The following is a 14,102-nucleotide window of genomic DNA, read 5'->3' as shown; positions in this document are numbered from 1 at the left end:
GGCTACGCCTCCTCCTCGTTCTTGTCCTTGCGGCTGAATTCCACCTGCACGCGCGCCCTGTCGATGTCCTCGAAGGCGAGCCTGCGCGCGGTGGCCTTGCGTCCCTTGACCCCGGGCACCTCGGTGTCGAGACCTTCGTCGTCGACCTTGAGGATTCTGGCCACCAGCTCGCCGCCCTCGGCCAGCTGGAACTTCACCAGCCGGCCGGTGGCACGCACGTAGTGCCGGTGTTCCGTGAGGAGGCGCTCCGCGCCCGGGGTACCGACCTCCAGGGTGTACTCCCCCTGGCCCATCGCGTCCGTCTCGTCGAGTTTCGCCGAGAGCTCGCGGCTCACATCGGCGATCTTGCCCAGGTCCGCACCGGTGTCGGAGTCGACGACGACGCGCAGCACACGCTTGCGGCCGACCGAGTCCACGGCGATCTCTTCGAGGTCCAGGCCCGTGGAGGTGACGAGCGGTTCCAGCAGTTCTCGCAGCCTCTCGCTCTGGGTGGTGCTCATCCGGGTGACTCCTCGGCCGCGTGTGCTGTTGTGGGAAGGTCGCGTGTCTGGTGAAAGCGTATCCGGTCCAGGAGGGTGTTGCCGTCCACCCGGTCACGGACGGTGCCGATGAGTGGCGGCGGGCGGGGTCACGGGTACCGTGATCACGGGCGTGCCGCCGCCTGCGCCGCCTCTTCCGTACGAGTGCCCCGAGGACGTCTGCCGTGCCCTTCCCCCCACCGTCGCGTATCCCCTCGGGGCCGCGCAGAAGGAGCCTGCTCGTTTCGGCCGCCGGGTCGGCCCTCCTCGTGGGCTGTTCCGCCTGGTCCGGGGACTCCGACGGCCCGGGCGGCTCCGGCAGCCGCCCGTCGGCCGCCGACCGGGCACGCGCGCGTGCGGCCCGGGACAGCGAGGAGTTGGTGGCGCGGTACGACGCCGTGCTCGCCGCGTATCCGGGCCTGGCGGGGCGGCTGCGGCCGTTGCGGGCGGAGACCGTGCGCCATGCGGAGGCGTTCGGGGGTGGGAGGAAGGGGGCGGCTGGGGCTGAGTCGAACGCTGAAGGTGAGCGGAAGGCCGGGAGTGATTCGAAGGCCGGGGGTGACCAGAAGGCGTCTGCTTCGGTGTCACCGTCCGTTTCGCCGCCGGCCCCGGTGCCGGGGAACGAGAAGGATGCCCTCGCCGAGCTCGCCGCCGCCGAACGCGCCCTCGCGGACCGGCGCGCCGAGGCGCTGCTCGCCGTGCCGGGGGAACTGGCCCGGCTCCTGGCCTCGGTCGCGGCGGCCGGGGCGGGGCACGTGTATCTGCTGACGGAGAGGTGACGGGTGAGCGAAGCGTGGGACCGGCGGCCGGAGAGGCGGGGGGCCGGGGAGGTGAGCGGGGCGGCAGGCGGCTCGACGGCGGGTGGCTCCATGACGGGTGGCTCGACGGCGGGTGGCTCGGTGGCAGGCGGTTCGGTGGCAGGCGGTTCGACGGCGGGTGGTGAGCGGTGAGCGAGGCGGATGCGCAGGTGCTCCGGGCGCTTCAGGCGGCGCTGGCGGCCGAGCATGCGGCGGTGTACGGGTACGGCGTCGTCGGGGGCCGGATCGGCCGGGCGCGGCAGGTGGAGGCGCGGACGGGGTACGACGCGCACCGGGCGCGGCGGGACGCGCTGGCGCGCGAGGTGCGCGATCTGGGCGGTGAGCCGGTCGCCGCGGCCGCCGGGTACGCGCTGCCGTTCCCGGTGGCGGACTCGGGCGCGGCCGTGCGGCTCGCCGCCGAGTTGGAGGAGCGGGTCGCCGGGGTGTACTCCGACCTGGTTCGGGCAGCTGAGGGCGGGCGGCGGCGCACGGCCGCGCAGGCGCTGCGGGAGGCGGCGGTCCGGGCGGTGCGCTGGCGCGGCGGGAGCGTAGCCTTCCCTGGTCTCGCCGAGCGGGCGGGTGCCGCCTCGGCGTCGGCGCCACCGAAGGGGTGACACGGGGGTAACCGAACCGGAAGGGAACGACTCGCGCATGGTGTTCGAACCGCCGCGGCGGCTGGTCAGGGCGCTCGGTGAGAGCGCTCCCGACGCCGACGACTGGCTGGCGAAGCTGCCCGATCAGGCGCAGCAGGCCGTCGCGCTACGCGAGTTGACCGTGGAGCGGGTGCAGGTGCCCGGGGGGCGCAGCAGTCTGGTGGTGCTGGTGCGGCGGCCGGACGGGACGCCCGCGGTGCTCAAACTGGCGCCGCGCCGGGCCCGTCCGGAGAGCGAGCGGGCCGCGCTGGCGCACTGGGGCGGGGTGGGTGCCGTGCAGTTGCTCGAGCCGTTCACCGCAGAGGGGGTGCTGTTGCTGGAGCGGCTGCATCCGGATGTGTCGGTGCGGTCGTTGCCGGAGGCGAAGGCGCTGCTGGAGGCGGCGGGGACGTTGCGGCGGCTGTGGGTGGAGCCGCCTGGTGAGGGGCCAGCGCAGGTGTTTGAGACGGTCGAAGAGCGGACGGGGCGGCAGGCCGAGGCGATGCGGGCGGGAGTGGAGGCCGACGCGGAGGTGGCGCCGCTGGTGGATGCGGCGCTCGCGGCCCGCGCGGAGTTGCTGGCCGTGCCGCCCGAGCGGCGGTTGCTGCACGGGACGTTCCGGCAGAGCAAGGTGCTGTCCGGGGAGCGGATGCCGTGGCTGGCGGTCGGGCCTGATCCGGTGGTCGGCGAGTGTGCCTTCGATCTGGCGCGGCTGGTCCGGGACCGGGTGGAGGATCTGATCGCCCAGCCGTCGGGTGCGGCGACGACACGGCGGCGGGTCAGACGGCTCGCGGAGTCGCTGGATGTGGATCAGGAGCGGTTGCGGGGGTGGACGCTGTTCCGGGCGGTGGAGTCGGGGGTACGGGCGCTCAGGGTTGGCCGCCGGCAGGATGCGGAGCTGCTGCTGGAGTTCGCCGGCTGGCTGTAGGGCGATGCGGTTGCCGCCGGGTTTGTCTCGCCCCCGCCGCCCCTGCCCGTCCCGTCCCCGGGGGCTGCCGCCCCTGGACCCCCGCTGCGGCCTGAACGGCCTCGTCCTCAAACGCCGGACGGGCTGAGATTGCCGCGTCGAGACGAGCCATCGGACGTGCCCCTCCCTGCGGGTGGCCGTCCAGGCGGGGCTGCGGGGCGTTCTCGCACTTCCCCAGGCCGCTTGAACACTCGCGCTTCCCCATGCCGCTCGAACGGGTCCCGTGGCCGGGCTGCGTGCGTCAGCCCGGCCGGGAGTGCGGTGTGCCGTAGGTCAGGTCGTCGTCAGGCGGGTGATGGCCTCGGTGACCGGGAGTTCCTCGCGGTTGCCGGTCTTGCGGTCCTTGAGTTCGACGATGCCTTCGGAGGCGCGGCGGCCCGCTACCAGAATTTGCGGTACGCCGATCAGTTCCGCGTCGGTGAACTTCACGCCCGGCGAGACGCCCGCACGGTCGTCGCACAGGACGCGGACGCCGGCCGCCGCCAGCTTCTCGGAGACGTCGAGGGCCAGTTCGGTCTGGAGGGCCTTGCCTGCGGCGACCACGTGGACGTCCGCCGGGGCGACCTCGGCCGGCCAGCACAGGCCCTTGTCGTCGGCGGTCTGCTCGGCGAGGGCCGCGACCGCGCGGGAGACTCCTACGCCGTAGGAGCCCATGGTGACGCGGACCGGCTTGCCGTTCTGGCCGAGGACGTCGAGCTTGAGGGCGTCGGCGTACTTGCGGCCCAGCTGGAAGATGTGGCCGATCTCGATGGCGCGGTCGAGCTTGAGGCCCGTGCCGCACTTCGGACAGGGGTCGCCCTCCTGGACGACCACGACGTCGACGTACTCGCCGACCTCGAAGTCACGCCCGGCGACGAGGTTCTTCGCGTGCGTGTTGGCCTTGTTCGCGCCGGTGATCCAGGCCGTGCCGGGGGCCACGCGCGGGTCGGCGATGTACCTGACCTTGTCCAGCCCCTGCGGGCCAACGTAGCCGCGGACCAGGTCGGGACGGTTGATGAAGTCCTCGACGGTGACCAGTTCCACGGGCGCCGGTGCGAAGTGCGCCTCGACCTTGGCCAGGTCGACCTCGCGGTCACCGGGCACCCCGACGGCGACGATCTCGCCGGCGACCTTCACGAGGAGGTTCTTCAGGGTCGCGGAGGCCGGGACGCCGAGGGATGCGGCCAGGGTCTCGATCGTCGGGGTGTCGGGGGTCGGGATGTCCTCGGCGGCCGGCACACCGGAGGCGTCCACCGGCTTGATGTCGTACCTGATCGCCTCGGTGTTGGCCGCGAAGTCGCAGTGCGGGCAGTCCGCGAAGGTGTCCTCGCCGGCGTCGGCCGGGGCGAGGAACTCCTCGGACCTGGAGCCGCCCATCGCGCCGGCGGTCGCGGCGCAGATGCGGTAGTCGAGGCCGAGTCGCTCGAAGATGCGCTGGTAGGCCTGGCGGTGCAGGGCGTACGACGCGGCGAGGCCCTCGTCGGCGGCATCGAAGGAGTACGAGTCCTTCATCAGGAACTCACGGCCGCGCAGGATGCCCGCGCGGGGCCGGGCCTCGTCCCGGAACTTGGTCTGGATCTGGTAGAGGATCACCGGCAGATCCTTGTAGGAGGACGCCTGGTCCTTGACGAGGAGGGTGAAGATCTCCTCGTGGGTGGGGCCGAGGAGGTAGTCGCCGCCCTTGCGGTCCTTCAGGCGGAACAGCTCGGGGCCGTACTCGTCCCAGCGGCCCGTGGCGTCGTACGGCTCACGCGGCAGCAGGGAGGGAAGCAGCACCTCCTGGGCGCCGATGGCGTCCATCTCCTCGCGGACGATCCGCTCGACGTTGGCCAGCACCCTCTTGCCGAGCGGCAGCCAGGACCACACGCCCGCGGCGGTGCGGCGGACGTACCCGGCGCGGACCAGCAGCTTGTGGCTGAGGACCTCGGCGTCCGCCGGGTCGTCGCGCAGCGTCTTTGCCATCAACTGGGAGATGCGCTGGACCGGTGCGTTCGCCATGGTTCTTCTGCTCCTGCTGCGTATGAGTGATGGCCCGAGGTTAGCCGGGGCACCCATCACGGTGGAAATCGGTTTGGGTGGCGCTCACGGCCTGAGCAACGGCAGCGGGGCGCCCATCACGGCGTACGGCCTGGGGGCGCTGGGGAAGAGGACCTGGCGGGCGAGGTCGCGGTAGCCGAGGGAGCGGTACAGGCTGCGGGCGGGGCTGTCGGTGTCGATCGCGGAGAGGATCGAGCGGGGTTCGGCGGCGCCGTCGGTGATCGTGGTGATCAGGGTGCGGCCGATGCCGCCGTTCTGGTAGCGCGGGTGGACGTGCAGCTCGGTGATCACGAAGGAGTCGTCGAGCCAGTCGTCGTGGCCCTGGGCGCGGAGGTACGGCTCCACGACCGTGGACCACCAGTGGGCGCGGTCGTTGGGCATGCCGTAGACGAACCCGACGAGGCGATCACCTCCGGTGGTGGCGCCGAGGGCCCGGGCTCCCGGGTACGTCATGTGGCGCAGGACGATCTGACGGCGTACGGCGACTTCGTCGGGGCCGAGGCCGAAGGCCACCGCTTGGACGGCGAGGGCCTCGTCGACGCGGGCCACCAGGTCGAGGGGGCCGATCACGATGTCGTCGGGGGAGCGGCGGTGACCGTGACCGGGGAAACGCAGCATGTGGGCGAGACTACCGGTGCGCTTCGCTGAATAGCGCCGGGGACTGCGGAGGTTGCCGTTCGGCTGCGGGTCGTGGGGCTGGTCGCGCCCACGCGGCGGAGCCGCATGTCGACACACCCCCGCGCCCCTGCGTCAGCTGCCCCTGACGCCTCTCAGAACAGCACGCTCATGAAGGCGCCGACCTCGGTGAAGCCCACCCTCTGGTACGCCCTGCGCGCCGGGGTGTTGTAGTCGTTGACGTACAGGCTCACGACCGGGGCCACGCCGGCCAGCGCATAGCGCAGTACGGCTGCCATGCCGGGGGCCGCCAGGCCCGTGCCGCGGTGTTCGGGGGCCACCCAGACGCCCTGGATCTGGCAGGCCTGGTGGGTTGCCGCGCCGATCTCGGCCTTGAAGACGACCTTGCCGTCGGCGTCGAAGCGGGCGAAGGAGCGGCCGGCGCCGACGAGTTCGGCGACCCTGGCCTGGTAGAGGAGGCCGCCGTCGCCGGCCATCGGGGAGACACCGACCTCCTCGGTGAACATCGCCACGCACGCCGGCATGATCGCGGACACCTCGTCCTTGCGGACGCGGCGGACGTAGGGGTCCGGGGTGATGCCGGCGGGCATCTCGTCGGTGACCATGAGGGGCTGGTGGGGGCGGACCTCGCGGGCCGGGCCCCAGCTCGGTTCGAGGAGCCGCCACAGCCGGGCGGTGGTCTCGGCGGGGCCGACGATGGAGGAGCAGCGGCGGCCCGCCCGGCGCGCCCGGTCTGCGAAGGCCCGTATGGCACGGGGAGTGGCGCAGATCGGGACCAGGTTGGCACCGGCGTAGCACAGGGACGTCAGCATGCCGTCCTCGTACCAGCCCCACATCTCGCCGCCGAGCCGCCACGGGTCCAGGCCCGCGACCTGGACCCGGGACGTCACGAAGGCGTTCACGAGGGGCTCGCGGTCGAGGACGGCGAGCGCGGCGTCCAGGTCGCTCGGTTCGAGGACCCGGGAGGTGGTCTGCGTCAACACGTGCGGGGCCCTCACGCTCAGGTCTGCTGGTCTCCGCACTGTACCTGCGGAAGCTGGGCGGTGCCGCCCTGTGTCGGGGGCCGCTCGTTTGTCGGTGACCGTGGGCTGCGGGGCGCCCAGGAGCTCGGGGGTCCCTGTGGGCCGGCGCGTGCCTGTGGTGTGCGGCTGGTCGCGCGGTTCCCCGCGCACCTTTAGGCGCGCTGCCCGCAACCTCCGCTCAGCCCGCGACCGATACCGACGGCTCGCCCGAGGCCACGCCGTCTGCCCCCATCTCCTCGGCGATCTTCATCGCCTCCTCGATGAGAGTCTCGACGATCTTGGACTCGGGGACGGTCTTGATGACCTCGCCCTTGACGAAGATCTGACCCTTGCCGTTGCCGGAGGCGACGCCGAGGTCGGCCTCGCGGGCCTCGCCGGGGCCGTTGACGACGCAGCCCATGACGGCGACGCGGAGCGGGACATCCATGCCGGTGAGGCCCGCCGTGACCTCCTCGGCCAGCTTGTAGACATCGACCTGGGCGCGGCCGCAGGACGGGCAGGAGACGATCTCCAGGCCGCGCTGCTTGAGGTTCAGGGACTCCAGGATCTGGATGCCGACCTTGACCTCCTCCACCGGCGGCGCCGACAACGACACCCGGATCGTGTCCCCGATGCCCTCGCTCAACAGCGCCCCGAAGGCCACCGCCGACTTGATCGTGCCCTGGAACGCCGGACCCGCCTCCGTGACACCGAGGTGCAGCGGGTACTCGCACTGCGCCGCCAGCTGCCGGTAGGCCTCGATCATCACCACCGGGTCGTTGTGCTTGACCGAGATCTTGATGTCGCGGAAGTCGTGCTCCTCGAACAGGGACGCCTCCCAGAGGGCCGACTCGACGAGGGCCTCCGGGGTGGCCTTGCCGTACTTCTGGAGCAGGCGCTTGTCCAGGGAGCCCGCATTCACGCCGATGCGGATCGGGGTGCCGTGGTCCTTGGCCGCCCTGGCGATCTCCTTGACCTGGTCGTCGAACTTCTTGATGTTGCCGGGGTTGACGCGGACGGCCGCGCAGCCGGCCTCGATCGCGGCGAAGACGTACTTGGGCTGGAAGTGGATGTCCGCGATCACCGGGATCTGCGACTTGCGGGCGATGGTCGCGAGCGCGTCGGCGTCGTCCTGCGTCGGACACGCGACCCGCACGATCTGGCAGCCGGACGCGGTCAGTTCCGCGATCTGCTGGAGCGTGGCGCCGATGTCGGACGTACGAGTCGTGGTCATCGACTGCACGGACACGGGGGCGTCCCCGCCCACCGCCACGGAACCGACCTGGATCTGCCGGCTCTGCCGGCGCTCGGCGAGCTTGGTCGGAACGGACGGCATGCCGAGAGAAATCGCAGTCATCTGCTGTGCAACCCCAAGTCGTGGATCAAGGCCCGGTCCCGTCAGCAGCGGGCTCCGAGCTCCGAGATTACGGCACGAGCCTTGGCCCAAGCACATCACGCCGTTAAACCCACTCGAAGGAAGGCGGCCCGGCAGAGAGCAAGCCGGGCCGCCGCGAACGCCGTGTGGCTAGGAGATTCTGACCGGGTTAACCACGTCCGCGATCAGGACCAAGATCGTGAAGCAGATGAAGACCCCCGCCACGACGTACGCCACCGGCATCAGCTTCGCCACGTCGAACGGGCCCGGGTCCGGGCGGCGCAGCACCTTGGCGGTGTTGCGGCGCAGGGACTCCCACAGCGCGCCCGCGATGTGGCCGCCGTCGAGGGGCAGCAGCGGGAGCATGTTGAACAGGAACAGGGAGAGGTTGAAGCCGGCGACCAGCATGACGAACATGGCCAGCTGCTGGGTCGCCGGGATGTCCAGCGTGGCGATCTCGCCGCCGACGCGGGCCGCGCCGACCACGCCCATCGGGGAGTCTGCCTCGCGCGGGGCGCCGTCGAAGGCGGCGTTCCACAGGGCGGGGATCTTGCCGGGCAGGGCGGCGATGGCTTCGGCGCCATCGCCGATGCGGTCGCCCATCCACGTCACGGACTCGCCGAAGTCCTGTTTGACCACGCCGGTGGCCGCGCTGAAGCCGAGGAAGCCCGCGCTGACGTACTCGCCCTGGACGATCTGGCCGCTGGAGTCCTTCTTGGCGACCTGGTTGGTGGCGATCTTCGCGTGCAGCGTGACGGCCTTGCCGTCACGCTCGACGACGATCGGCACCTCCTTGCCGGGGTTGGCGCGGATCAGGTCGGACAGCTGGTTCCAGGAGTCGGTCCGCATGCCGTTGAAGGAGACGATCTTGTCGCCCGCCTTCAGGCCCGCGGCCGCGGCCGGGGAGGAGGGGTCGGAGGACCGGCAGTCGTCGCGGTTCTGGCTCTGTGCGATGACGCACTTGGAGACCGAGCTGACCGTGGTGGTCTGCTGGGTGATGCCGAAGCCCATCAGGACGACGAGGAAGAGCGCCACCGCCAGGACCAGGTTCATGAGCGGGCCCGCGAACATCACGATCACGCGCTTCCAGGGCGCGCGCGTGTAGAGCAGGCGGTTCTCGTCGCCCGGGCGCAGTTCCTCGAAGGACTGCGCACGGGCGTCCTCGATCATGCCGCGCCACGGTGAGGTGGAGCGGGCCTCCAGACGGCCGTCGGGTCCGGGCGGGAACATGCCGATCATGCGGATGTAGCCGCCGAACGGGATCGCCTTGATGCCGTACTCTGTCTCGCCCTTCTTGCGCGACCAGATGGTCGGGCCGAAGCCGACCATGTACTGCGGCACGCGGACACCGAACAGCTTGGCCATCGACAGGTGCCCCAGCTCGTGCCAGGCGATCGAGACCAGCAGACCGACGGCGAAGAGCACTATGCCGAGGATGAACATCAGGGTCGTCATGCACGCGCCTCCGCGCTCGCCGTCCGCATTGTCAGTTCCCGGGCCCGGGTCCGCGCCCAGGTCTCCGCTTCGAGGACGTCCGACACGGTCGGTGAAGTTCCCGTGACGGGGGTGCCGTGCTCCTCGACCACCCTTGTGACAGTGTCCATGATCCCGCTGAACGGCAGCGCGCCGCGCAGAAACGCGTCCACGCACTCCTCGTTGGCCGCATTGAACACCGCCGGCGCGGTCCCCGCGAGCCGGCCGACGTGCCGGGCCAGGCCGACCGAGGGGAACGCCTCGTCGTCGAGCGGGAAGAACTCCCACGTCGACGCCGCGCTCCAGTCGAAGGCGGGCGCCGCGCCGGGGACCCGCTCGGGCCAGCCGAGGCCGATGGCGATCGGCCCGCGCATGTCGGGGGGTGTCGCCTGGGCCACTGTTGATCCGTCCGTGAACTCAACCATCGAGTGGACATACGACTGGGGATGCACGACCACCTCAATGCGGTCGAAGGAAATGTCGTAGAGCAGGTGTGCCTCGATGACCTCCAGGCCCTTGTTGACGAGGGTCGCGGAGTTGACCGTGATCACCGGGCCCATGGCCCACGTGGGGTGCGCGAGGGCGTCCTCGACGGTGACGCTCGCCAGTTCCTCCTTCGTACGGCCGCGGAAGGGGCCGCCGGAGGCGGTGACGACCAGCTTGCGCACGTCGGCGCGGGTGCCGGCGGCCAGCGCCTGGAAGAGGGCGGCGTGCTCGGAGTCGACCGGGATGATCTGGCCGGGCTTGGCGAGGGCCTTGACCAGCGGGCCGCCCACGATGAGCGACTCCTTGTTGGCGAGCGCGAGGGTGTGGCCCGCCTCCAGGGCGGCGAGGGTCGGGGCGAGTCCGATGGAGCCGGTGATGCCGTTCAGCACGGTGTGACACTGCGCGGAATCAGCCGCGGCGAGCTGGGTGGCCGCGCGCGGTCCGGCCAGGATCTCGGGGAGCGGCTCCCCCGCGCCGTACCGCGCGGCGAGCGCCTCACGCAGCGCTGGTACGACGTCCTTGCGGGCGACCGCGACCGTGCCGGCCCGCAGCCGGTGCGCCTGCTCGGCGAGCAGGTCGACGCGGCCGCCGTTGGCGGACAGGCCGGTGACCCGGAACCGGTCGGGGTTGCGCAGGACGAGGTCGATGGCCTGGGTGCCGATCGACCCCGTGGAGCCGAGGATCACCACGTCCTTCGGGCCGTCGCCGGCGACCGGGTCGTACACGAGGTGCGGGTCGGCGAGGGGGGCTGGAGAGTCGCTCATGCCCCCATTGTTGCCGGAACGCACCTGCGGGAGGACAGCGCGTCCCTCTCAGGGGGCACACGCCCACGGGGGGGCACGCGCCGCCACACGCACGCCCCCCGTGGGAGTCGTCGGTCACCGGATCGGCCGGTGCACGTTCTCCCTCCGTGCCGGGCCGGTTGTCGCGTCCGCGATCCAGGGCCCCTCCCCCGACGGGTCGACGATGCCGTCTTCCAGCCACTCGTAGCGGCCCGCCAGGACACCCTTGACGACCTTGCGGTCGAGGTCGTCGGTGTTGGTCCACAGGCGGGCGAAGAGTTCCTCGACGCGGATGCGGGCCTGGCGGCAGAAGGCGTCGGCGAGCTGGTAGGCCTCGCGGCCGTTCTCGCCCCGGCTGCGCAGGAGTTCGGCGCGCACGCAGGCCGCACTCATCGCGTACAGTTCGGCGCCGATGTCGACGATCCGGCCCAGGAAGCCCTGCTTGCCCTCCATCCGGCCCTGCCAGCGGGACATGGCGTAGAAGGTGGAGCGGGCCAGCTTGCGGGCCGAGCGCTCGACGTAGCGCAGGTGCGGGGACAGGTCGATGCCGTGTTTGAAGTCGCCGTAGGAGCCCGGGAGCTGGCCTGGTCCGGCGACCAGCTTGGGCAGCCACCTGGCGTAGAAGACGCCCGCGTTCGCGCCCGCCCTGGCCTTGTCCGGCAGGGACTTGCCAGGGTCGATCAGGTCGCCCGCGACGGACAGGTGGGCGTCGACGGCCTCGCGGGCGATCAGCAGGTGCATGATCTCGGTGGAGCCCTCGAAGATGCGGTTGATGCGCAGGTCGCGCAGGACCTGCTCGGCGGGGACCGCGCGCTCGCCGCGCTCCCGGAGGGACTCGGCCGTCTCGAAGCCGCGGCCGCCGCGGATCTGGACCAGTTCGTCGGCCATCAGCCAGGCCATCTCCGAGCCGTACAGCTTGGCGAGGGCGGCCTCGAGGCGGATGTCGTTGCGGTCCTCGTCCGCCATCTGCGAGGACAGGTCGAGTACGGCCTCCAGCGCGAAGGTCGTCGCCGCGATGAACGCGATCTTCGAGCCGACCGCCTCGTGCAGCGCGACCGGCTTGCCCCACTGCACGCGCACCCCGGACCACTCGCGGGCGATCTTCAGGCACCACTTGCCGGCGCCCACGCACATCGCGGGCAGCGACAGGCGCCCGGTGTTCAGCGTGGTCAGCGCGATCTTCAGGCCCTGGCCCTCCTCACCGATCCGGTTGGCGGCCGGGACGCGCACCTGGTGGAAGCGGGTGACGCCGTTCTCGATGCCGCGCAGGCCCATGAAGGCGTTGCGGTTCTCGACCGTGACGCCCTCCGAGGCGGCCTCGACGACGAACGCGGTGATGCCGCCACGGTGGCCCTCGGACTTCGGCACCCGGGCCATGACGACGAGGAGGTCGGCGACCACGCCGTTGGTGGTCCACAGCTTGACCCCGTCGAGGACGTACTCGTCGCCCTCCGGTACCGCGGTGGTGGCCAGGCGCGCGGGGTCGGAGCCGACGTCGGGCTCGGTGAGCAGGAAGGCGGAGATGTCGGTGCGGGCGCAGCGCGGCAGGAAGGTGTCCTTCTGTTCCTGCGTGCCGAACAGCTTCAGCGGCTGCGGCACGCCGATCGACTGGTGGGCGCTCAGCAGCGCGCCGACCGCCGGGTTCGTGGAGCCGACCAGGGCGAGGGCCTTGTTGTAGTAGACCTGGGTCAGGCCGAGGCCGCCGTACCCGGTGTCGATCTTCATGCCGAGGGCGCCGAGCTCCTTGAGCCCGTTGATCACCTCGTCGGGGATCCGGGCGTCCCGCTCGATGCGGGCCGAATCGATCTTGGTCTCGCAGAAGTCGCGCAGTTTGGCCAGGAACTCCTCGCCGCGCTGGGCGTCCTGGTCTGCCGGGAGGGGGTGGGGGTGGATGAGGTCGAGCCGGAACCGGCCGAGGAACAGCTCCTTGGCGAAGCTGGGCTTGCGCCAGCTCTGCTCCCGGGCGGCCTCAGCCACCTGGCGGGCCTCACGCTCGGTGACGGTTGGCTTGCTTGGTGCTGCGGACATGAGGCTCACCTCGCCGCGAGTCGGGATCGTGGACCGTGCACCCGGCAGGACCGGCCGGCGGGTCCGGTGGTGCCGAGCGGCAGGACCGGCCATTCGCGATCTTGCGGACGTACGTTACTGACCGGTGCTACTCGATCGTATGTACCCGATTCGGGGCGGACCCACCACCCTTCGCACCGCCGTTCGGCCGACACGGCCGCGGGAACACTCCCCCGAAAGCCACGGAAGCCTGTCGAAGCGCTTCGACATCCTATGGACACCCACCCCCGGTGGAGCTACTGTCGAACCACCCTCACCCCCCGCCCTTATTCGCATCGCGCACTGTCGAAGCGCTTCACAAGAGCTTGGAGAGCTGGATGGTCACCCTCGCCGAGGTCGCCCAGCACGCCGGAGTCTCGGCGAGCACGGTGAGCTATGTCCTCAGCGGCAAGCGGTCCATCTCCGCGACCACCCGGCACCGGGTCGAGCAGAGCATCCGCGAGCTGGGGTACCACCCGAACGCCGGGGCACGCGCCCTGGCCAGCAGCAGGTCCAACATCATCGCGCTGATGGTGCCGCTGCGCACGGACATGTACGTGCCGGTGATGATGGAGATCGCGATCGCGGTGGCCACCACGGCCCGTACCCACGGCTACGACGTGCTGCTGCTCACCGGTGAGGAGGGCCCCGACGCGGTGCGCCGGGTCACCGGAAGCGGGCTCGCCGACGCGATGATCCTGATGGACGTCGAGCTGGACGACGAGCGGCTGCCGTTGCTGCGGGGCACCGACCAGCCGTCGGTGCTCATCGGGCTGCCCGCCGACACCACCGGTCTGACCTGCGTCGATCTCGACTTCAGGGCGACAGGTGCGCTGTGTGTGGAGCATCTGGCGATGCTGGGGCACCGCGACATCGCTGTCATCGGCGAGGCCCCCGCGGTGTACGAGCGGCACACCGGTTTCGCCGAGCGCACCCTCGACGGACTCCGGTCCCGTTCGCAGGAGTTGGGGGTGGGGGTGCTGCACCGGCCGTGCGAGGGCGGGTACGACGCGATGGCCGTGACCCTCGCCCGGATCCTCGACGAGCGCCCCGGCACGTCGGGGTTCGTGGTGCAGAACGAGTCGGCGGTCGAGCCGCTGCTCGCCCTGCTGCGGCAGCAGGGCCGGGCCGTGCCGGAGGACGTGTCGGTGGTGGCGATCTGCCCCGAGCAGGTCGCGACCCAGGCCTCGGTGCGGCTGACGTCGGTGGCCATCCCCGCGCAGGAGATGGGCCGGCATGCCGTGGAACGCCTCGTCGCGAAGGTGGAGGGGCGGGGCACCGACGAAGTTGTGCTGATCGCCCCCGAGCTGACGGTCCGGACGAGCACGGGTCCGGCGCCGTCCACACCCTGACGAGCCCTTTTTCGCGCACGT

At 71.4% G+C, this 14,102-nt stretch carries 12 protein-coding genes; 4 read left to right on the top strand and 8 right to left on the bottom strand.

What is annotated here, in order from left to right; all coding sequences use genetic code 11:
* Window positions 1-2 precede the first annotated feature (2 nt).
* A complete protein-coding gene (gene rimP / locus H8R17_RS01125; RefSeq protein WP_187821173.1) occupies window positions 3-500 on the bottom strand; it encodes a ribosome maturation factor RimP in 498 nt (165 codons plus the stop codon).
* A gap of 203 nt (window positions 501-703) precedes the next feature.
* Between rimP and H8R17_RS01120 the strand changes: the two genes are divergently transcribed.
* The 3 genes from H8R17_RS01120 to H8R17_RS01110 all read left to right on the top strand — a co-directional run bounded on the left by H8R17_RS01120 (window position 704) and on the right by H8R17_RS01110 (window position 2,875).
* A complete protein-coding gene (locus tag H8R17_RS01120) occupies window positions 704-1,297 on the top strand; it encodes a hypothetical protein (protein WP_187821172.1) in 594 nt (197 codons plus the stop codon).
* Window positions 1,298-1,464: 167 nt separating this feature from the next.
* Window positions 1,465-1,929, top strand: coding sequence for a ferritin-like domain-containing protein (locus tag H8R17_RS01115; protein WP_187821171.1), 465 nt, complete (start codon window positions 1,465-1,467; stop codon window positions 1,927-1,929).
* Between the two features lie 37 nt (window positions 1,930-1,966).
* Window positions 1,967-2,875, top strand: a complete 909-nt coding sequence (locus H8R17_RS01110; protein ID WP_187821170.1) for an aminoglycoside phosphotransferase family protein — start codon at window positions 1,967-1,969, stop codon at window positions 2,873-2,875.
* A 312-nt stretch (window positions 2,876-3,187) separates the two neighbouring features.
* Here H8R17_RS01110 and H8R17_RS01105 read toward each other — a convergent pair whose 3' ends face one another.
* From H8R17_RS01105 to H8R17_RS01075, 7 genes are all read right to left on the bottom strand, one after another.
* Window positions 3,188-4,891: a proline--tRNA ligase gene (locus H8R17_RS01105; protein WP_187821169.1), complete on the bottom strand. Its 1,704-nt coding sequence runs from the start codon at window positions 4,889-4,891 to the stop codon at window positions 3,188-3,190.
* 84 nt (window positions 4,892-4,975) lie between these two features.
* On the bottom strand, window positions 4,976-5,548 hold the full coding sequence (locus tag H8R17_RS01100) for a GNAT family N-acetyltransferase (RefSeq protein ID WP_187821168.1): 573 nt from the start codon (window positions 5,546-5,548) through the stop codon (window positions 4,976-4,978).
* A 152-nt stretch (window positions 5,549-5,700) separates the two neighbouring features.
* Window positions 5,701-6,549: a GNAT family N-acetyltransferase gene (locus H8R17_RS01095; RefSeq protein WP_187821167.1), complete on the bottom strand. Its 849-nt coding sequence runs from the start codon at window positions 6,547-6,549 to the stop codon at window positions 5,701-5,703.
* 217 nt (window positions 6,550-6,766) lie between these two features.
* Complete coding sequence (ispG, locus tag H8R17_RS01090) at window positions 6,767-7,924, bottom strand: flavodoxin-dependent (E)-4-hydroxy-3-methylbut-2-enyl-diphosphate synthase (protein ID WP_187821166.1); 1,158 nt, start codon at window positions 7,922-7,924, stop codon at window positions 6,767-6,769.
* A 168-nt stretch (window positions 7,925-8,092) separates the two neighbouring features.
* Entirely contained in the window at window positions 8,093-9,385 is a 1,293-nt protein-coding gene (locus H8R17_RS01085) for an RIP metalloprotease (RefSeq protein WP_187821215.1), read from the bottom strand.
* Between the two features lie 8 nt (window positions 9,386-9,393).
* Entirely contained in the window at window positions 9,394-10,665 is a 1,272-nt protein-coding gene (gene dxr / locus H8R17_RS01080) for a 1-deoxy-D-xylulose-5-phosphate reductoisomerase (RefSeq protein ID WP_187821165.1), read from the bottom strand.
* A 114-nt stretch (window positions 10,666-10,779) separates the two neighbouring features.
* Window positions 10,780-12,711 carry an acyl-CoA dehydrogenase family protein gene (locus H8R17_RS01075; protein ID WP_187821164.1) on the bottom strand — a complete coding sequence of 644 codons (1,932 nt, stop codon included), beginning with the start codon at window positions 12,709-12,711 and terminating at the stop codon, window positions 10,780-10,782.
* 356 nt (window positions 12,712-13,067) lie between these two features.
* Between H8R17_RS01075 and H8R17_RS01070 the strand changes: the two genes are divergently transcribed.
* Window positions 13,068-14,081, top strand: a complete 1,014-nt coding sequence (locus H8R17_RS01070; protein WP_187821163.1) for a LacI family DNA-binding transcriptional regulator — start codon at window positions 13,068-13,070, stop codon at window positions 14,079-14,081.
* The last annotated feature ends 21 nt before the right edge of the window (window positions 14,082-14,102 follow it).

This window comes from Streptomyces sp. TRM68367 (genome assembly GCF_014495685.1).
Lineage (GTDB): Bacteria > Actinomycetota > Actinomycetes > Streptomycetales > Streptomycetaceae > Streptomyces.
The sequence above is the reverse complement of the archived record's forward strand: the minus strand, read 5'-3'. Positions and strand labels throughout refer to the sequence as shown.